Source organism: Kineococcus mangrovi (genome assembly GCF_041320705.1).
Lineage (GTDB): Bacteria > Actinomycetota > Actinomycetes > Actinomycetales > Kineococcaceae > Kineococcus > Kineococcus mangrovi.
In genome coordinates, this window is record NZ_JBGGTQ010000005.1 from 371,085 (window position 1) to 390,025 (window position 18,941).

At 73.3% G+C, this 18,941-nt stretch carries 20 protein-coding genes; 11 read left to right on the forward strand and 9 right to left on the reverse strand.

The window, feature by feature from the left end:
* Positions 1–135: 135 nt before the first annotated feature.
* The gene (locus AB2L28_RS13130; RefSeq protein ID WP_370719408.1) at positions 136–1,161 is read left to right on the forward strand and encodes a tyrosine-type recombinase/integrase; all 1,026 of its coding nucleotides are present in this window, start codon (positions 136–138) and stop codon (positions 1,159–1,161) included.
* A gap of 12 nt (positions 1,162–1,173) precedes the next feature.
* The gene (locus AB2L28_RS13135; RefSeq protein ID WP_370719409.1) at positions 1,174–1,644 is read left to right on the forward strand and encodes a hypothetical protein; all 471 of its coding nucleotides are present in this window, start codon (positions 1,174–1,176) and stop codon (positions 1,642–1,644) included.
* A gap of 25 nt (positions 1,645–1,669) precedes the next feature.
* On the opposite strand, the gene AB2L28_RS13140 is transcribed toward AB2L28_RS13135, so the two are convergent.
* From AB2L28_RS13140 to AB2L28_RS13170, 7 genes are all read right to left on the reverse strand, one after another.
* Complete coding sequence (locus AB2L28_RS13140; protein WP_370719410.1) at positions 1,670–1,993, reverse strand: hypothetical protein; 324 nt, start codon at positions 1,991–1,993, stop codon at positions 1,670–1,672.
* A gap of 37 nt (positions 1,994–2,030) precedes the next feature.
* Positions 2,031–2,471: a MarR family winged helix-turn-helix transcriptional regulator gene (locus AB2L28_RS13145; protein WP_370719411.1), complete on the reverse strand. Its 441-nt coding sequence runs from the start codon at positions 2,469–2,471 to the stop codon at positions 2,031–2,033.
* A 95-nt stretch (positions 2,472–2,566) separates the two neighbouring features.
* Positions 2,567–3,043 (reverse strand): MaoC family dehydratase, encoded by a 477-nt coding sequence (locus AB2L28_RS13150; protein WP_370719412.1) that lies wholly within the window; start codon positions 3,041–3,043, stop codon positions 2,567–2,569.
* Complete coding sequence (locus tag AB2L28_RS13155) at positions 3,040–3,954, reverse strand: amidohydrolase family protein (RefSeq protein ID WP_370719413.1); 915 nt, start codon at positions 3,952–3,954, stop codon at positions 3,040–3,042. Before AB2L28_RS13155 ends, AB2L28_RS13150 begins: the two co-directional genes overlap by 4 nt.
* A gap of 5 nt (positions 3,955–3,959) precedes the next feature.
* Positions 3,960–4,892 (reverse strand): SDR family oxidoreductase, encoded by a 933-nt coding sequence (locus AB2L28_RS13160; protein ID WP_370719414.1) that lies wholly within the window; start codon positions 4,890–4,892, stop codon positions 3,960–3,962.
* A 35-nt stretch (positions 4,893–4,927) separates the two neighbouring features.
* Positions 4,928–5,386, reverse strand: a complete 459-nt coding sequence (locus AB2L28_RS13165; protein ID WP_370719415.1) for a DUF3237 family protein — start codon at positions 5,384–5,386, stop codon at positions 4,928–4,930.
* Positions 5,383–7,059, reverse strand: a complete 1,677-nt coding sequence (locus AB2L28_RS13170) for an acyl-CoA synthetase (RefSeq protein WP_370719416.1) — start codon at positions 7,057–7,059, stop codon at positions 5,383–5,385. Before AB2L28_RS13170 ends, AB2L28_RS13165 begins: the two co-directional genes overlap by 4 nt.
* Positions 7,060–7,122: 63 nt before the next feature.
* Between AB2L28_RS13170 and AB2L28_RS13175 the strand changes: the two genes are divergently transcribed.
* From AB2L28_RS13175 to AB2L28_RS13185, 3 genes are read left to right on the forward strand one after another with little or no spacing between them, the layout of a single operon-like run.
* Positions 7,123–7,947 (forward strand): IclR family transcriptional regulator, encoded by an 825-nt coding sequence (locus AB2L28_RS13175; protein ID WP_370719417.1) that lies wholly within the window; start codon positions 7,123–7,125, stop codon positions 7,945–7,947.
* The gene (locus AB2L28_RS13180; protein ID WP_370719418.1) at positions 7,944–9,107 is read left to right on the forward strand and encodes an aromatic ring-hydroxylating dioxygenase subunit alpha; all 1,164 of its coding nucleotides are present in this window, start codon (positions 7,944–7,946) and stop codon (positions 9,105–9,107) included. Before AB2L28_RS13175 ends, AB2L28_RS13180 begins: the two co-directional genes overlap by 4 nt.
* Entirely contained in the window at positions 9,104–10,099 is a 996-nt protein-coding gene (locus tag AB2L28_RS13185; RefSeq protein ID WP_370719419.1) for a PDR/VanB family oxidoreductase, read from the forward strand. Before AB2L28_RS13180 ends, AB2L28_RS13185 begins: the two co-directional genes overlap by 4 nt.
* 1 nt (position 10,100) lies before the next feature.
* Here AB2L28_RS13185 and AB2L28_RS13190 read toward each other — a convergent pair whose 3' ends face one another.
* Complete coding sequence (locus AB2L28_RS13190; protein WP_370719420.1) at positions 10,101–11,648, reverse strand: methyl-accepting chemotaxis protein; 1,548 nt, start codon at positions 11,646–11,648, stop codon at positions 10,101–10,103.
* 69 nt (positions 11,649–11,717) lie between these two features.
* Complete coding sequence (locus AB2L28_RS13195) at positions 11,718–13,055, reverse strand: M20/M25/M40 family metallo-hydrolase (RefSeq protein WP_370719421.1); 1,338 nt, start codon at positions 13,053–13,055, stop codon at positions 11,718–11,720.
* Between the two features lie 33 nt (positions 13,056–13,088).
* Between AB2L28_RS13195 and AB2L28_RS13200 the strand changes: the two genes are divergently transcribed.
* From AB2L28_RS13200 to AB2L28_RS13225, 6 genes are all read left to right on the forward strand, one after another.
* Complete coding sequence (locus AB2L28_RS13200) at positions 13,089–13,745, forward strand: GntR family transcriptional regulator (protein WP_370719422.1); 657 nt, start codon at positions 13,089–13,091, stop codon at positions 13,743–13,745.
* Between the two features lie 163 nt (positions 13,746–13,908).
* Entirely contained in the window at positions 13,909–14,832 is a 924-nt protein-coding gene (locus AB2L28_RS13205) for a sugar phosphate isomerase/epimerase family protein (protein ID WP_370719457.1), read from the forward strand.
* 22 nt (positions 14,833–14,854) lie between these two features.
* A complete protein-coding gene (locus AB2L28_RS13210) occupies positions 14,855–16,564 on the forward strand; it encodes a dihydroxyacetone kinase family protein (protein ID WP_370719423.1) in 1,710 nt (569 codons plus the stop codon).
* 14 nt (positions 16,565–16,578) lie between these two features.
* Positions 16,579–17,079 carry a ribose-5-phosphate isomerase gene (locus AB2L28_RS13215; protein WP_370719424.1) on the forward strand — a complete coding sequence of 167 codons (501 nt, stop codon included), beginning with the start codon at positions 16,579–16,581 and terminating at the stop codon, positions 17,077–17,079.
* Positions 17,080–17,112: 33 nt separating this feature from the next.
* On the forward strand, positions 17,113–17,886 hold the full coding sequence (locus AB2L28_RS13220) for a triose-phosphate isomerase family protein (protein WP_370719425.1): 774 nt from the start codon (positions 17,113–17,115) through the stop codon (positions 17,884–17,886).
* Between the two features lie 9 nt (positions 17,887–17,895).
* The gene (locus AB2L28_RS13225; RefSeq protein WP_370719426.1) at positions 17,896–18,870 is read left to right on the forward strand and encodes a 3-hydroxyacyl-CoA dehydrogenase family protein; all 975 of its coding nucleotides are present in this window, start codon (positions 17,896–17,898) and stop codon (positions 18,868–18,870) included.
* Positions 18,871–18,941: the final 71 nt, after the last annotated feature.

The following is an 18,941-nucleotide window of genomic DNA, read 5'->3' on the forward strand; positions in this document are numbered from 1 at the left end:
GCGGACGAAGTCGGCGCCTCCTCGCGTTCCGCATAACGACGGATATGCGGAGACGACGAGCAGTACTCCCCCAAAGCCATTGCAGCGCAACGGATCTGGTTGACACGGCACTCCCCCGCCGAGTACGATCCTGACATGGCTCCCCTGAACCCCGGGGTTCTCGAGTCCCTCACCACTTCCTCCAGCCTGTCGACCGCCGTCCAGGCCTACGAAGTGGTTCGGCTCCCCCGCAAGGACTCCCCCAACACCCTCGCCGCGCGCGCCCGCGACGTGGCTGGGATCACGCCGCGCCTGGCGGTGGCCGTCGGGACCGGCGACCCCCTCGTCGGCGACCTCACGACACCCGCCCTGCGCGCAGCCTTCGCGGACTTCTCCGTGGACCACGCCCGCAGTTCCATCGCGCGCTGCTGGTCGACGTGGAACGGCCTGTGCGGTTTCCTGGTCGCCGAGGACGTCCTGCCGGGGAACCCGATGGCCGGGGTCCACCGGCCCCGTCCGCTCGACCAGGGTCCGAAACCGTTGCGCGGCAACGACACGCCCGAGGTGCTGCTCGACGCGGTCGCGGCGGGCCGGCAGGCGCGCGATCCCTGGCCCGAACGTGACCTGGCGGTCGTGGCGACCTTGCTGGTGACGGGCATCCGCAGTGCCGAACTCGTGGGACTGCGGATCGGCGACCTCGCCGGGACCGCCGGGGAACAGCGGATCCGGGTGCGCGGCAAGGGCGGGGCCGAACGCAGCCTGCCCGTCGAGGAGGCGCTGGGAGAACTCCTGGAGCGGTACCTGGCGGGCCGGGCCCGACGGTTCCCGGCGGTCCGGGGGCTGCGCCTGGATGCACCGCTGTTCGTCGACACCCGGGGCCGGGAACTGTCCCGGCACCAGCTGCAGTACCTCGTCGAGCAGTGCTACCGGGCTGCCGGGGTCAGCGACCGCGTCCAGCGCGGCGCCCTCGTGCACGCGCTGCGGCACACCTTCGCCACCCGCGTCGTGGCCGGCGGGGCCAGCGCGGTCGAGGTGATGCGTCTGCTCGGTCACCGCAGCCTGGCCACCTCGCAGCAGTACGTCGACGCCGGGGCCGACGAGCTGCGCGCGGCGGCGGCGGCCAGCCGCTCCTATGCGGCCCTGCGGACACTGGCCACCGGACCCGCTGACCCGCGACCGTGACATGATCCGGGCATGGCGACGACGCGGCGGACGCACTGCGCGAACAAGATGCCCTGGCCTGCGGGGAACCACCGCAGCCTGGAGCGCTTCCTCGACGACGCGGAGCGGGCCGGCACGCTCGACGTCATCGCCGACCACCCGCAGGCGGCGACGGTGCTGGCCTTCGCCCCGCACGGCCTGGACGCCGAGACCGTCGGGACCGTCCTGCGCTTCGCGGAGTCACCCGAGCAGGGGCAGGCGTTCCCGGCGGCCTGGCAGCACTGGCTGCAGGCCACCGAGGGCACCTACGAGGACCGGGCGGCCGCGGCGGCCGGTTTCGCGCAGTTCGCCGAGGCCGTCGACCACGACCACTGGGAGGCTCGGGGGGACGCTGCCGTGGAGGACACGCTCACGGGCTTCATCGACGCCGTCGTCGCCCGCGAGGACGGTACGAGCCCGCGGGAGGCGCTCGACGCCGCCACGGGCGTCACGACCGGGGACTGAGACAGCCTCCGGGGGGTCGCGCACGTCAGCCCCGGCGGTCCCGCTGGTAGGTGGTCCACGCCGCCGTGCACCGCTCGCAGCGGCACCGCAGGTTGCGGTAGCCGTTGGCCGAGCCGTGTCGGGGGTCCTGGAGATCGGCCCGGAACGCCGCGGCGCGGTCGACGGCCGAGGGGCGGGCGGCGCCCGGGGCCAGGCCCAGCTCGGCCCGCCAGAGGCGGATCGTCGGGTGGCTCACGCCGAGCAGGCGCCCCGCCTCCTGCTGCGGCAGGTCCGCCGTGGCCTCGACCGCCGCGCGCCAGCTCGCGTGCCCGGAACGGCGGGCGATCTCGTCTCGGTCGTGTCGGGGCACCGGGGCACCCTACGGCCCACCTGACGGCACCCCCTCCTCAGCGCGGCGGCGCCTCCCCCAGCGCCCGGCGCGACACCTGCAGCGCCTCGCGGAACGTCTCGCGCTCCCGGACCTCCAGGCCGCGCACCATCTCGTCCTCGATCTGCGCCACGGGGTCGCGCAGCTCGTCCAGGACGCGCTGGGCCAGCGGGGTCAAGGTCAGCAGCATCCGGCGCCGGGACCGCTCGTCGACCTCCCGCGACACGTGCCCCTTGGCCTCGAGGTCGACGACCATCTGCGCCATCGTCTGGGCCCGGACGAAGGAGTTGCGCGCCAGGTCGGCCGAGGTCATGCCCGGGTGCCGCTCCAGGACGGTCAGAGCCGTGTACTGCAGCGACGTCAGACCGTGCTCGCCGGTGACGGCGTCGAGCCGGGTCCGGATGGCGAGCTCGACCTGCTTGATGAGGTACAGCAGGGTCACGTCGGTCTGGCTGGTCACCCGCCCATCCAACAGCACGGCCCGGCCCCGGTGCGGCCCAGCACCCGGCGGCCGGGCCGCACCGACGCGATCAGGCGATCACGCGATCACGGGACTCAGGCGTAGAACCGGGTGAGGAAGTCGACCACGACGGCCGGTCGTTCCTGGCCCTCGATCTCGATGACGCCCGAGACGGCCAGCTGCACCCCGCCCTTGACCTCGGTGACCTCCTTGAAGGTCCCGCTGAAGCGCACCCGGGCCCCGGCCGGGACGGGGGCGGTGAAGCGCACGCGGTCCATGCCGTAGTTGACCTTCGTGCTCACGCCCTCGACGTCGAACACCTCCGACCACAGCGGGATGAGCAGCGACAGCGTGAGGAAGCCGTGGGCGATGGTGCCGCCGAAGGGTCCGTCCTTCGCGCGCTCGGGGTCGGTGTGGATCCACTGGTCGTCCCCGGTCGCGACGGCGAACCGGTCGATGCGCTCCTGGTCCACGAGCAGCCAGCTCGACGGGCCGATCCCGGTGCCGGCCAGAGCGGTCAGTTCGTCGAAGCGCACGACCTTCTGGGCGACGGTGGTGTCCTGGGTGGTCATGACGGCTCCTGGGTCTGGGTGGGGGTGGTGGTCTCGGGCGTGAGCCCGAGGATGCGCAAGGCGTTGTCGCGCACGATGAGGGGCCGCACCTCCGGGCGGATCGGCAGGTCGGCGAAGTCGCTCATCCACACGTCGGGGTGGATGAGCGGGAAGTCGGACCCGAACAGCACCTGGCGGCGCAGGAACGTGTCGGCGGCCCGCACCAGCGCCGGTGGGAAGTACTTCGGGCGCCACCCCGACAGGTCGATCGCCACGTTCGCCTTGTGGGTGGCGATCGAGATGGCCTGGTCCTGCCAGGGCACCGAGGGGTGGGCGAAGATCAACGTCAGGTCCGGGAACCGGGCGGCGACGTCGTCGAGCAGCATCGGGTCGGAGTACCGCAGCCTGAACCCGTGCCCGCCCCGGACGCCGGCACCGATGCCCGTCTGCCCGGTGTGGACGACGACGGGCAACCCCAGCTCCGCCAGCGCGGCCCAGAAGGGCAGGAACCGCTCGTCGGAGGGGTCGAACCCCTGCACCGTGGGGTGCAGCTTGAAACCCCGCGCGCCGTGGTCCAGCGCGAGGGAGCGCAACCGGTCCACGGCGTCGGGCCGGTGCGGGTCGACCGACCCGAACGGGATGAGGACGTCGGCGTGGTCGGCGGCCCGCTCGACGACCTCCTCGCTGGGGATGGGCGGGTGGGCCAGCTGGTGCTCGGCGTCGACGGTGAAGACGACGGCGAGCATCCGGCGCTCGCGGTAGAACTGCGCGATCGAGGCGACGTCGGGGGTGGCGCCGTCGGTGCGGAAGTACTTCGCCGCCGCGGCGGCCAGGTCCGGTGGCAACGAGCAGTGCCCGTGGTCGCCGACCTCGACGTGCACGTGGGTGTCGACGGCCGTGACGGCTTCGACGTCGATCTCGGGGCGGTACACGCCGATCAGTCCTGCGGGCGCACGAGGTCGGCGGGCAGCTCGGGGAACCGTTCGCCGACGGGCTGCAGGTTCTGGCGCAGCGTCGGGGCGAACTGCTCGGCGATGGTCTCGGCGTCCCAGCCGCCCTCGTGGTGGACCGTGACGACGGGTTCGGGGTGGCTCCACACCTGCAGCCGGTCCCCACCGGCGCCCAGGACCTGACCGCTGATGCCGGCGGCCTCCTCGGAGGCGAGGAACACGACGAGACCGGCGACGTCCTCGGGGGTGCCGAAACCCAGGTCGTGCCGGTAGAACGAGGGGATCGGCTGCCCGGCGTCCATCGCCTCCACGGCGGCGGCGAAGTACGGGACGGTGCGGGTCATCGCGGTGGCGGCGACCGGGACGACCGCGTTGACGGTGACCTGCGCCTTCTTCATCTCCAACGCCCAGGTGCGGACCATCCCGACGATCGCGGCCTTGGCGGCGGCGTAGTTCGTCTGGCCGAAGTTCCCGCGCTGCCCGGTGGGGGAACCGATCGTGACGATGCGCCCGGCCACCCCACGGTCCTTGAACGAGGCGTACGCGGCCCGGACGCAGGCGAACGTGCCGCGCACGTGGACGGCCAGGACGGCGTCGAAGTCGTCGTCGGTCATCTTCAGCAGCGACCTGTCGCGCAGGATCCCCGCGTTCGTCACGAGGACGTCGAACCCGCCGAACTCGGCCAGGGCGACCTCGACGAGCTGCTCGGCGGTCTCGGCGGGACCGACCGGTGCGACGACGGCCACGGCACGTCCACCGGCGGCCTCCACGGCCTCGACGGTGCTGCGCGCCGCGGCGTCCACGGCGTCGTTGACGACGACGGCGGCCCCCGCGCGGGCCAGGGCCAGCGCGTAGGCGGCGCCCAGACCCGCTCCCGCGCCCGTGACGACGGCGACCTTGCCCTGCAACGTGGTGCTCATGTGCTGCTTCCTCCTGTGGGGAACCGATCGGGTGGTCAGAGGACCGTGAAGACCTGGACGTCGACGCGGTGCGGGTGGCGGTGGGCGGTGGCGACGAAGACGCGGCCGCAGACCCACGCCCAGCCGGGGGCGGCGCTGGACAGCCGCGGGGTGCAGCGGAAGTAGACCCGTTCGGGGTCGACCACCTCACCGCGGGCCAGGGCCGCCACGTCCTGCCGGGACCCGCTGCGCACGCCCCGGTTGTGGACCGAGAGACGTTCCCCCGCAGCGGTCTCGACGACGTACTGGGCATCGAGCAGCGCGAACCCGGGGGTGAGGACCTGGTGGTCGGCGCCGCCGGGCAGCACCTGCCCGGCGAGTCCCCCGGGGCCCTCGAGGGTGCCGCCGAGGATCGGCACCATGCGGCGGTGCCCGTCGGGGGCCGGTCCGAGGTCGACGGGGTCGCCGACCTCGACGCGTAGGGTGAACAGCTCCTCCAGGGCCGGGGCGGTCACGGCGCGACCCCCTGGCGGGCGGCGAGGAGGGCCGCGACGTCGGCGGCGGCGCGCTGGCGCAGGTCGACGCGACGGACCTTGCCGGTGCCCCCCATGGGCAGTTCGTCGACGCAGAACACCCACCGGGGCACCTTGTAGGCCGCGATGCGGGTGCGCAGCTGCTCGCGCAGGTCGTCCGGGTCGAGCGTGGCCCCCTCCAGGGCCGTCACGTACGCGGCACCGACCTCCCCCCAGCGCTCGTCGGCGACGGCGACGAGGGCCGTGGTGGCGACCCCCGGCAGGCTGGCGATGACGGCCTCCACCTCGGCGGGGTAGACGTTCTCCCCGCCGGAGATGAACAGGTCCTTGAGCCGGTCCACCACCCGGACGCGCCCCTGCTCGTCGACGTCGACGACGTCACCGGTGCGGTACCAGTCCCCCGCCTCGCCCGTGAAGGCGTCGGCGGTCTCGGCCGGTCGGTCCCAGTACCCGGCGAAGACGTTCGGACCGCGCACGAGCAGTTCCGAGGGGGTCGTGGTGGGGTCCAGCGGGACGGGCCGGCCGTCGGCGCCGACGGCCGCGACGTCGACGAAGAAGTGCGGGGCGCCCACCGAGGTGGGCCGGCCGCGCCCGTCGGCGGGGGTCTCCATGAACACCCCGGGAGCGGCCTCGGTCATCCCGTAACCCTGCACGACCTCGACCCCGCGCTCGCGCCAGGCGCGGGCGACGCGTTCCACGACGGCCGAACCGCCGTAGACGACGGTGCGCAGGGAGGACAGGTCGGCAGCCGACCAGGCCGGGTGGTCGACCATCATCTGCAGCATCGTGGGGACGACCGCGAAGCTCGTGGCCCGGAACTCCTCGACCGTGCGCAACAGGCCGGCGGCGTCGAACCGCGGGAGCACCTCGACCCGGCCCCCCTTGAGCAGCGTCGGCAGGGTGATCTGGCCGAGCCCCACGGCGTGGAAGAGCGGTGCGGTGCACAGCGCGCGTTCCCGCCGCGACACGTCGAGGTGGGTGAGCTGGTTCAGGGTGTTCCAGGTGAGGTTCCCGTGGGTCAGGACGGCGCCCTTGGGGCGGCCGGTCGTGCCCGAGGTGTAGAGGAGGACGGCGGGGTCCTCACCGCAGGCGCCCCGCGCGGTCGGGTGCTGCCCGCCACCGGCGCCGTCGGTGAGTAGGTCCTCCAGCAGACGGCCCTCGACGCCGGTGACCGGCCCGAGGGTCAGCACGGTGCGCAGCGGCACGTCCTCGGCCAGGACCGCGGCGGCGACCGCGTCCACGCCGGGCCCCACGACGAGGACCTCGGTGCCGGAGTCGCTCAGCGCGAACGCGAGCTCGCGGGCGACGAGCCGGACGTTGAGGGGGACGAACACCGCCCCGGCCCGGCCGCAGGCGAAGAGGAGTTCGAGGGCGGCCAGGTCGTTCAGGCCCAGGTAGGCCACCCGGTCCCCCCGGGCGACGCCGAGACCGGCCAGACCGGCCGCCAGCTGCTCCGTGCGCACGGCCAGTTCGCGGTAGGTCCGCTCCCGGCCACCCTGGCTCAGGGCGGTCGCGTCCGGGTCGATGCGGGCGCGACGCGCGGGCCACGACCCCAGTCCGCTGTCCAGGAGGGTGTCGAAGCCGTCCACGGGCGCTGCTCCTTCGTCCACGTCATCGGGGTCCCGGCGGTTCGTGCGCAGGCCCGCGAGGGCCACGGCACGAGTGTGCCGATCGACAGTAATCCTGTCAATCACCCCGGGAGGGGGCATGCTGTCGACGTGACCCTCACGTCGCGCACCTTCGAGGTGCTCGCCGCCTTCACGCCCGCGCGCCGCTTCCAGCGCCTGGCCGACCTCGCAGCCGCCACCGGCCTGCCCCTGACGACCACCCACCGCATCGTCGGTGACCTCCTGCGCTGCGGCGCCCTCGAACGCGACCCCGACGGGGTGCTGCACGTCGGCCTGCGCCTGTGGGAGATCGGCTCCCTCGCCCCCCGCGGCAACGCCCTGCGCGAGGCCGCGCTGCCGTTCCTCGAAGACCTCTACGTCGCCACCCGCGAGAACGTCCAGCTCGCCGTCCGCGAAGGCCTCGAGAGCGTCTTCGTCGAACGCCTCACCGGCCGCGACGCCGTCACCGTCATGACCCGCGTCGGCACCCGCTTCCCCCTGGCCTCCACCGGCGTCGGGCGCGCCCTGCTCGCCCACTCCCCCGCCGACGTCCAGGAGGCCGCCCTCGCCCTGCCCGTGCGGCGCTGGACGGCGCACACCGAGACCGACCCGACCCGCCTGCGCGCCACCCTCGCCGAGGTCCGACGCACCGGCGTGGCCGTCAGCGACCGCGAGGTCACCCGCGACGCCGTCTCCGTCGCCGCCCCCGTCCGCGGCCCCGGCGGGGACGTCGTGGCCGCCGTCTCGCTCGTCGTGCACGCCGGCACCGCCTCCCCCCTCACCCTCGGCCCCGCCGTGCGCGCCGCCGCGCTCGGCATCTCCCGCGCCCTGGGCGCGCCACCTTCCGCTGCGCGGAAGTCCCTCTGGCGCGAGGGCACCCCCGCAGCCGAGGGTGCCGACCACGAGCCACCGGCTCCCACCGCACCGCCGCGATGACCAGGAGGACCACCGTGACCGAGCTCGACGTCCCCGGGCGGGTGACCGCCAAGATCTTCCCCCACCCCCTCAACGCCTGGTACGCGGTGGCCTGGGACCACGAGGTCACGGCCAAGGCCCCCACGGCCCGCACCGTCGCCGGCCGCCCCCTGGCCCTCTACCGCACCCAGGACGGGCGCCCCGTCGCCCTCGACGACGCCTGCTGGCACCGCCTCGCCCCGCTGTCCCTCGGCAAGCTCGTCGGCCGCGACGGCATCCAGTGCCCCTACCACGGCCTGCAGTACAACGCCGCCGGCCGCTGCACCGCGATGCCCGCCCAACCCACCGTCAACCCCAGCGCCCTCGTCACGTCCCACCCCGTCGTCGAACGCCACCGCTACGTCTGGGTCTGGCCCGGCGACCCCCTGCTCGCCGACGCCGCCACCATCCCCGACATGCACCAGATGGACTCCCCCGAGTGGGCCGGCGACGGCCTCACCATCGAGGCCCCCTGCAACTACCAGCTCATCCTCGACAACCTCATGGACCTCACGCACGAGGAGTTCGTCCACGGCTCCAGCATCGGCCAGGCCGAACTCAGCGAGAGCGAGTTCACCACCCGCCACGAGGACGACGGCAGCGTCACCGTCACCCGCTGGATGCGCGACGTCGAACCCCCGCCGTTCTGGCGCAAGAACATGCGCGACAAGTTCCCCGGGTTCGAAGGCCGCGTCGACCGCTGGCAGATCATCCACTACTACGCGCCCTCGACCATCTGCATCGACGTCGGCGTCGCCGAAGCCGGCACCGGCGCCCCCGAGGGCGACCGCTCCCGCGGCGTCAACGGCTACGTCATGAACACCATCACCCCCGAGACCGACACCACCTCGCACTACTTCTGGGCGTTCATGCGCAACTACCGCCTCGACAGCCAGCTCATCACCACCCAGCTGCGCGAAGGCGTCCGCGGCGTCTTCGCCGAGGACGAGGCCATGCTCGTCGCCCAGCAGCGCGCCATCGACGCCAACCCCGACAAGGTCTTCTACAGCCTCACCGTCGACGCCGGCGGCATGTGGGTCCGCCGCACCCTCGACCGCATGCTCGCCGCCGAGGGCCGCGCCCTGACCATCCCCGCCAGCCCCGCCAGCCCCGCCACCGCACCGGCCCGGGCCACCTCGTGACCAGCCGCACCCTCCACGACGCCCGCGTCGTCGAGACCACCGACGTCGCCGTCGGCGCCCGCCGCGTCGTCCTCGAACCCCCCACCGGCGCTCGCCGGCGCGCCGACCCCGGAACCCACCTCGACGTCCGCGTCGAGGTCCCCGGCGGCCGCCCCGAGATCCGCTCCTACTCCGTCGTCGACTCCACCCCCGACGGCTCCCGGCTCGCGATCACCGTCCTGCGCTCACCCACCAGCCGCGGCGGCTCCGCCCACGTCCACCGCCTGCGCCCCGGCGACGTCCTGCGCTGCACCGCCCCCCTGCAGAACTTCCCCGTCCGCATCGGCGCGCAGCGCTACCTGCTCCTCGCCGGCGGGGTCGGCATCACGGCGCTCGCGGCCACCGCCCGCACCCTGACCCGCCTCGGCGCCGACGTCGACCTCGTCTACGCCGGCCGCTCGCGCGACCGGATGCCCTACCTGCAGGACCTGCAGGCCGAGCTCGGGGACCGGGTCCACCCCGCCGTCTCCGAGGAGGGCGACCGCCTCGACGTCGACGCCCTCATCGCCCGCACGGCCCGCGAGGCCCCCGGGACCGAGGCGTACGTGTGCGGCCCCCTCGGCCTCCTCGACGCCGTCACCCGCGCCTGGCGCCGGCACGGGCTGCCCCCCACCGCCCTGCGCTACGAGACGTTCGGCAGCTCCGGGCGGCACAGCGCCCAGGCGTTCCGCGTCCAGCTCCCCGCCCTGGGGATCGAGACCGTCGTCGAGCCCGGCAGCACCGTGCTGGAGTCGTTGCAGCGCAGCGGCGCCGACCTCATGTACGACTGCCTCAAGGGTGAGTGCGGCCTGTGCGTCCTGCCCGTCCGCCACGTCGACGGCCTCGTCGACCACCGCGACGTCTACCTGTCCGAGCAGCAACGGGAAGCCGCGGACTCCCTGTGCGTCTGCGTGTCCCGGGTGGCCGCCGGGCCGCAGGGGCGCGAACCCCTCCTCGTCCTCGACCTGCCCTGACTCAGAACCGGAAGCGAGCGACCAGCGTCTGCAGCTGCGAGGAGATCCCCGCCACCTCCTGCGCCGCCTCCTGGGCGTACTCCACCGTCCGGACCGTCGTGCGCGTCGCCTCCGACACGTCCCGCACCCCGCCGTCCACGCGGTCCGCACCGGCCGCCGCCTCCGCGATCGACCGCGCGATCTCCGACGTCGTCGCCGTCTGCTCCTCCACGGCCGAGGCGATCGTCGTCTGCAGGTCGTTGATGCGGGCGATGACCTCCGCGATCGAGCCGATCGCCGACACCGCACCCGTCGTGTCGTCCTGGATGGCCTGCACCTGCCGGGAGATGTCCTCGGTGGCGCGCGCGGTCTGCTGGGCCAGCTCCTTGACCTCCCCGGCCACGACGGCGAACCCCTTGCCCATCTCCCCGGCCCGGGCGGCCTCGATGGTGGCGTTCAGGGCCAGCAGGTTCGTCTGCTCGGCGATGGCGGTGATGACCTTGACGACCGAGCCGATCTGAGCGGAGGACTCCCCCAGCCGCGAGACCGTCGCGGTCGTGTCGTCGGCGACCTGCACGGCCTGGGCCGCGACACCCGTGGCGTCGGCGGCGGAGGTCGAGATCTCCCGGATCGCGCTGCCCATCTCGTCGGCGCCGGCCCCGATCGCCTGCAGGTTGGTCGCCACCGCGGCCACGTCCCCGGCCACGCGCTCGACGCCGCGACCCGTCCGCTGCGAGGCGCTGCCGGCCTCCTGGCTCCGCTCGGCCAGCGCGCTCGACGTGCGACCGAGCGTGTGCGCCCCGGCGGCCACCGAGGCCACGTCCGTCCGCAGCTGCGCGAGCGCGCGGTCCAGCGCCGAGGCCGCCCGACCCAGCTCGTCGTCCACGTCGATGCCGCTGCTGGCCGTCAGGTCACCGCGTTCCAGCGCCTGGGCGACGTCGACGATCGCCCGGGCGTCGGCCCGGATGCGGCGGACGGCCAGGGTGACGATCCCGGCGGACACCCCCAGACCGACCGTCAGCAGACCGAGGGTCAGCAGCAGCGCCCGGCGCGCCTGCCCCCGCCCGTCCGCCACGGCCTGCGCCACGGCGGCGGCCGCGCTGTCGTTGAGCGCCTGGACGTCCTTCGCGAACGCCTCGCTCGCGGCGTCGTACTCCTGCCCGGCCGCCGTGGCCGAGGCGGTGTCGGTGGCCGAGAGGATCTTCTGACCCGCTGCCGCGCCCGCCTCGTACTGCGCGCGCAGGTCGGCGACGAGGGCCCGCTCGGAGGCCGGGACGAGCGTGGCGAGCCGGTCGAGGCTGGACGTGAGGGACTGCTGCCGCTCGGTGAGCTGGGGGGCGACCGCCTCGGCCTGCCCCGGGACGAACCGGCCGTTGAGGGCCAGCGTGGCGATCTGGCTGCTGGCGAGCTCGATCGCCCGCACGGTGCTCTGCCGCTGCAGGGGGCCGCGGGACAGGTCCTCGACGTCCTGGGACACCGACCGGGTCGCCAGCACGCCGCACGTGCCCGTGGCGACGGCCACGACCGCCAGCGACGCGGCGGCCCCCACGATGCGAGTGGTCAACGACACGGTGCACAGCTCCCCTCGAGACGTCCGACGGGTGGGCATCGGCACCCGGGGGATCCCGCTTGAGCCGTCTCAGCAGGTCGCGACGAAACGACGCAGCACGCGGACGCCGAACCCGAGGGCGTCGACGGGGACCCGCTCGTCGACGCCGTGGAACATGCCCGCGAAGTCCATCCCCGCCGGCAGCCGCAGGGGCGCGAACCCGTAGCCGCGGACCCCCAGGTGGGAGAAGGACTTGTTGTCGGTCCCCCCCGCCAGGCAGTACGGCAGGACGTTCGCACCCGGGTCCTCGGCCTCCAGGGCCGAGCGCATCCGGTCCACCAGCGGCGCCGCGAACCCCGTCTCCAGGGCGACGGACTCGTTGACGACCTCGACGTCGACGCGGTCCCCGGCCAGTTCCCGGATCGTGGCCATGAGCTCGGCCTGCCGGCCGGGCAGGAAGCGGGTGTCGATCAGCGCGGTCGCCGTCCCCGGGATGACGTTGTGCTTGTACCCGGCCTCGAGCACCGTGGGGTTCGCGGTGTTCTGCAGCGTCGCCCCGACCCAGCGCGCCGTCGTGCCCAGGGTGGCGAGCAGGGCCGAGGGGTCGTCCTCGTCGAAGGCGACACCGGTGATCTCCGAGACGCCCTGCAGGAACTGCCGCACCGTGGCGGTGTACTCCAGCGGCCACGTGTGGTCCCCGATGCGGGTCACCGCCGCGCACAACCGCGTCACGGCGTTGTCGGTGCCCACCTGCGACCCGTGCCCGGCCCGACCGTGTGCGACCAGGCGCAACCAGGCCAGGCCCTTCTCCGCCGTCTGCAGCAGGTACGTGCGGCGGCCGTCGAGGTCGACGGAGAAACCCCCGACCTCGCTGACGGCCTCGGTGACGCCCTCGAACAGGTCGGCCCGGTTCTGCACCAGCCACTGCGCACCCTGCGTCCCGGCGGCCTCCTCGTCGGCGAGGAACGCGAACACGAGGTCGCGCGGCGGGCGCGTCCCGGTGCGCGTCATCTCCCGCAGGACCGCGAGCAGCATCGCGTCCATGTCCTTCATGTCGACGGCGCCGCGGCCCCACAGGCAGTCGTCGGCGACCTCGCCGGCGAACGGGTCGACCGTCCAGTCCGCGGCCCGGGCCGGGACGACGTCGAGGTGCCCGTGCAGGAGCAGGGCACCGCGTTCGGCGGTGCCGCGCTCGTCACCGGGGACCCGCACCACGACGTTGCCGCGTCCCGGGAACGCCTCGACGTACTCCGGCTCCAGGCCGACCTCGTGCAGGAGCCCGGCGACGTGCTCGGCGGCGGCGCGTTCACCGGGGCCGGAACCGTCGCCGTGGTTGGAGGTGTCGATCCGGATCAGGTCCCGGCAGAGGTCCAGGACCTCGTCCTCGGCGGAGGGGGTGGCCTGCGCGGTGCTGGTGTCGGCGCTCACCCCCGCCACCGTAGCCGGTAGCGTCCCGGTCCCATGGACGACTGGTCGGTGACGACTCCTCGCGGGCTCACGGACACCGTGCACGACACGATCCTGGAACTCCTCATGAACCGCGGCCTGGAACCCGGCTCGGCCCTGCGCACCCAGACGCTGGCCGACCGCCTCGGCGTGTCGGCCACCCCCGTCCGCGAGGCCCTCGCCCGGCTGGAGGGTTCGGGTCTGGTGGTCCGCAGCGCCCGGCGCGGGTACCGGGCGGCGCCGCTGCTGTCGAACGAGGAGCTGGGCCAGCTGGTCGACGTCCGCCTGCTGGTCGAGCCCGGCAACGCCGAACGGGCCTGCGCCCGGACCGACGACGCCTTCGTGGCCCGGCTGTGGACCGCGGTCGAGGAGCAGCGGCAGGCCCCCACGGGCCCGGGGTACAGCGGTTTCAAGCACTACCTGGAGGCGGACTGGTCCTTCCACGAGCTGCTGGCCGAGGGGACGGGCAACCCCTTCATCGTCCGGACGCTGGACTCCTTCCGCGGTTTCGTGCAGCGCCTGCACCAGGACGAGGAGCGCGTCAGCGACGCCCGCGAGAGCGTCGCCGAGCACGAGGCGATCGTCCGGGCCTTCGAGCAGCGGGACCCCGCGGCCGCCGCCGCGGCCATGCGGGCGCACCTGCGGGGGGTGCTGGAGCGGGCGTTCGGGTGAGGGGCGCGGACACGGCGCCCCGGCACTCGCCAAGCTCCATGATTTTCTATAGAATCCTTGTCACGACGACCTCAGGAGTGAGAACGTGAGCGACGACGCCACCCGCGTGTTCGACGGCTTCCCCGACGTGCTGACCCGCCAGAACTGGCCGATCACGGTGCCGATGATGCCGCACCCGCACGTCCTGCCGGACGGTACGACGGTGCAGGAGCAGTCGGCCGAGGGCTGGGCGCAGACCCTCGAGGTCATGACGGACGCCGGGTACACGTGCATCGACCCCACGGACACCTGGATCCGCATCGCGGACCTGTCCCCGCAGCGGCAGCAGGAGTTCGCCCGCACCGTGCGCGCAGCGGGACTGCAGATCCCCGCGTTCTCGACCTCGCGCCGATCGGTGATGGACCACGAGAAGGCCGAGGAGAACCTCGCCTACTCCCACCGCGCCATCGACGCGTGCGCGGCCATCGGCATCCCCGTCGTGAACTTCGGCTTCATGCGGGGGTTCACCCCGGCGCAGGCCAAGGCCCTGTGGTTCTGGCTCGAACCCGGCTACGCCGACGACTTCAGCGACGACGTCCGCGCGGTCGCCGTCGCGAAGATCAAGGAACTGGCCCAGCACGCCCGGGAGGTCGGGGTGCAGATCGCGCTGGAGATGTACGAGGACACCTACCTCGGCACCGCCGACCGCATGGTGCAGTTCGTCCAGGACGTCGGCTACGACAACGTCGGCCTCAACCCCGACTTCGGCAACATCCTGCGCCTGCACCGCGAGGTGGAGCCGTGGGAGGAGATCGCCGCCAAGACGTTCCCGTACACGAACTACTGGCACCTCAAGAACTACTACCGCGACGAGGAACCCTCGACCGGTTCGGTGCGCACGCACCCGGCTCCCCTGGAGTTCGGCACGATCAACTACCGCAAGGCCATCACCACGGCCGTCGAGGCCGGTTTCCGCGGCGCGTTCTGCGTGGAACACTACGGCGGCGACAGCATCGGCGTGGGCGCGACGAACCGCGAGTACATCCGTCGCGTGCTGCCCAAGGTGACCCCGTTCCAGCCCTTCAGCAGCGGCGCTGCGAACCACTGAGCGATCGAAGGAGACCGTCCAGATGACCAAGATCTTCGGTGACCCCTCGAAGTTCGTCGACGAGTCCGTCGCGGGTTTCGTCGACCTCTACCCCCACTTCGTCCAGCCCGTCCCCCACGGGGTGATCCGCTCCACCGCCACCCCCGAGGGGAAGGTGGCCGTCGTCGCCGGCGGCGGGTCGGGCCACTACCCCGCCTTCGCCGGGTACGTCGGCCCGGGCCTGGCCGACGGGGCGGTGTGCGGCAACGTCTTCGCCTCCCCCTCCACCCGCTGGGTCTACGACGTCGCCAAGGCCGCGCACCGCGGCGGCGGTGTCGTCCTGGGCTTCGGCAACTACGCCGGGGACATCCTCAACTTCGGCCTGGCCGCCGAGCGCCTGCGCGCCGAGGGCATCCGCGCCGAACTGCTCGTCGTCACCGACGACGTCGCCTCCGAGGGCCAGGGTGCGAACGGGCAGCGCCGCGGCATCGCCGGTGACGTCGTCGCCTTCAAGATCGCCGGGGCGGCCGCCGAGGCGGGGTACGACTTCGACGAGGTCGTGCGCGTGGCCCGCCACGCCAACGACGTCACCCGCTCCATGGGCATCGCCTTCGCCGGCTGCACCCTGCCCGGGGAGACCGAGCCCCTGTTCACCGTCACCGAGGGCCACATGGGCATCGGGCTGGGCATCCACGGCGAACCGGGCATCAGCGAGGAGCCGATCGGCACCCCGACCGAGATCGCCGACCTGCTGGTCGAGAAGGTCCTGGCCGGCAAGCCCGAGGGTGCCCCCGAGGGCGGCAAGGTCGCGGTCCTGGTCAACGGGCTGGGCTCGACGAAGTACGAGGAGCTGTTCCTGCTGTACTCCCCCGTCGCCGCCAGGCTGCGCGAGGCCGGGTACGAGATCGTCGCCCCCCAGGTCGGTGAGCTCGTCACGAGCCTGGACATGGCCGGGTGCTCGCTCACCGTCACGTGGCTGGACGAGGAGCTGGAGACGTTGTGGACCGCGCCGGCGCAGTGCCCGGCCCTGTCCGTCGGCCCCACCATCGAGACCACCGCGGCCCCGGTCTACGAGGTGCCCGAGGACGAGGTCGCCGACTACTCCGGCACCCCCGAGGCGGCCCAGGCCGCCGGGCAGCAGGTGGCTTCCCTCCTCGAAGCGGTGCGCGAGGTGCTGAAGGACGCCGAGGCCGAGCTGGGCCGCATCGACGCCATCGCCGGTGACGGCGACCACGGCACCGGCATGGTCAACGGCTCCGTGGCCGCCGCCGAATCGGCCCGCGCCGCCGCCGACGCCGGGGCGGGGGCCGGTGCCACGCTGTCCGCGGCCGGTGGCGCCTGGGCCGACCGCGCCGGCGGCACCTCCGGGGTCATCTGGGGGGTGCTGCTGCACGCCTTCGCCGACAAGCTGGGCGACGAGGGCGCACCCAGCGCCGCGCAGGTCTCCGAGGGCGCCACCGCCAGCGTCGAGGCCGTGATGCGCCTGGCCGGGGCCCGGGTGGGGAACAAGACCATGCTCGACGCGCAGGTCCCCTTCGCCGAGACCCTCGCGCAGCGCGTCGAGGCCGGGGACGACCTCAAGACCGCGTTCACGGCCGCCGCGCAGGCCGCCACCGACGCGGCCGAGGCCACGAAGGACCTCCGCCCGCAGATCGGGCGGGCCCGGCCGCTGGCCGAGCGGTCCCTGGGCCACCCCGACGCCGGCGCCGTCTCGCTGGCCCTGGTCACCCGCACCGTCGCCGACAAGCTCTGAGAGAGGACAAGCACATGACTGACCTGCAGTGGCGCGTCGTCGTCGCCGCCGACGAGGCCGGTGTCTCGTACAAGGACGCCATCAAGGCCGACCTGTTGAAGGATCCCCGCGTCAAGGAGGTCATCGACGTCGGGGTCGGGTCCGACACCGACAAGACGGCCTACCCGCACGTGGCCGTGGCCGGGGCCCGCAAGATCGCCGCGGGGGAGGCCGACCGGGGGATCTTCGTGTGCGGGACGGGCATGGGGGTGGCGATCGCGGCGAACAAGGTGCCCGGGATCCGGGCCTCGGTGGCGCACGACTCCTTCTCGGTGGAGCGGCTGGTGCTGTCCAACGACGGTCAGGTCCTGACCTTGGGTGAGCGGGTCGTCGGGCGGGAGCTGGCGCGGCGGCTGGCCCGGGAGTTCCTGGGGTACGTGTTCGACACCTCCAGCGCCTCGGCGGCCAAGGTCGAGGCGATCACCGGGTACGAGACGGGGGCGGAGGGCGAGGCGGGTACCGTCGGCTCCTGCTGAGACCTGCCCCTCGAGACCGGAGCCCTGCGCACCATGACGACCCGCCCCCGCCCGCTCGTCGGGGTCAGCCTCAAGATGTACTTCTCGCTGGCCCGGACGCGCAGCTACCTCGCCGACGTGGCGGCCCTCGGCCCGGTGGCGGCCGAAGCCGGCGTGGACGCCTTCGTCATCCCCGACTTCCTCACCGTGACCACGGGGCTGGACCTCCTGCGCGGGACGGGGATCTCCGTCGGGGCCCAGGACGCGTCCTGGGAGGACTTCGGGGCCCTCACGGGTGAGGTGTCCCCCGCCGCGCTGCGCGAGGCGGGGGCCCGGTTCGTCGAGATCGGTCACGCCGAGCGGCGTCGCATGTTCGCCGAGGACGACATCGTCACGGCGCACAAGGCCGCCGCGGCCGCCCGCAACGGCCTCGTCCCGCTCGTCTGCATCGGCGAGAACGTCCGGATCGACGTCGACGACGCCGCCCGCACCACCGTCAGCCAGGTCCTGGCCGCGCTCGAGGACGTCCCGTCCGAGGCCGAGGTCGCGATCGGCTACGAACCCAACTGGGCGATCGGGCAGACCGAACCGGCCCCGCCCGAGCACGTCGTGGGGGTCACCACGCGACTGCGCGACGCCCTGTCCCACCGCCGTGGCCTCACGCGCATCCTCTACGGGGGCAGCGCCGGCCCGGGTCTGTTCACCGACGTCGCCGAAGGGGTCGACGGCCTGTTCCTGGGTCGCTTCGCCCACGACGTCGCCAACTTCAGGGCCGTGATCGAGGAGATCGCGGCCCACCCGCTCAACCGAGCGGACGACCACTCCTAGGAGAGCTCCGTGCCCACTGCACCCCGCACCGACAAGATCACCAAGGTCGCCCAGATCGGCACCGGTTACATGGGCGGTGGCATCGCCCAGTCCCTCGCCCTCGCCGGCAACGACGTGTGGCTCGCGGACGCCGACAAGGAGTCGACGCAGCGCAACTACGAGCGCCTGCTCAAGGAGTCCGAGCTCTTCGAGGCGCAGGGCCTGTTCGCCCAGGGCAGCACCGAGGTCCTCCGGCAGAAGTTCCACCCCGCGGACTCGATCGAGGAAGCCGTCGCCGACGTCCACTTCGTCGAAGAGGCCGTCTTCGAGGACCCGGCGGTCAAGAAGAGCGTCCTCTCGCGCGTGGAGAAGGCCGTCGCACCGGGCACGATCATCGGCACGAACACCTCCACCATCCCCGTGAAGGTGCTGGCCGAGGCGTTCGAGGACCCCTCCCTGTTCCTCACGGTGCACTTCTCCAACCCGGCGCCGTTCATCCCGGGTGTCGAACTCGTCATGGGCGAGGCGACCGACCCGGTCGTCCTGCCCATCGTCGATGACCTGCTGGCCCGCGCCGGCCGCCGCGGCGCCCAGGTCAAGGACGTCCCCGGTTTCGTCCTGAACCGCCTCCAGTACGTCCTGCTCAAGGAGGCGATGACGGTCGTCGAGGAGGGTGTCGCCACCCCCGCCGACGTCGACACCATCGTGTCCACGACGTTCGGCTTCCGGCTGCCGTTCTTCGGTCCGTTCGCGATCGCCGACATGGCCGGCCTGGACGTCTACGCCAAGGGCTTCGCGACCCTCGAAGGCCACTTCGGTGAGCGGATGTCCGCCCCCGCGAACCTCACCGAGCTCGTCGCCGCCGGCAAGTACGGCACGAAGACCGGCTCCGGTTTCCTGGAGCTCGAGCCGGAGAAGCTCGCCGAGCTCATCGACTACCGCAACAAGGCCTACCAGAAGATGGGTGAGCTCCTCGCCGAGCTCGGGCCGTCGCCGCTGGCCTGACCCGCACCCCCGCCCGGCTGGGGCGGACGCGCGATCCTCGGGGTCGGCCGGCAGGACGCGGCCGGCCCCGA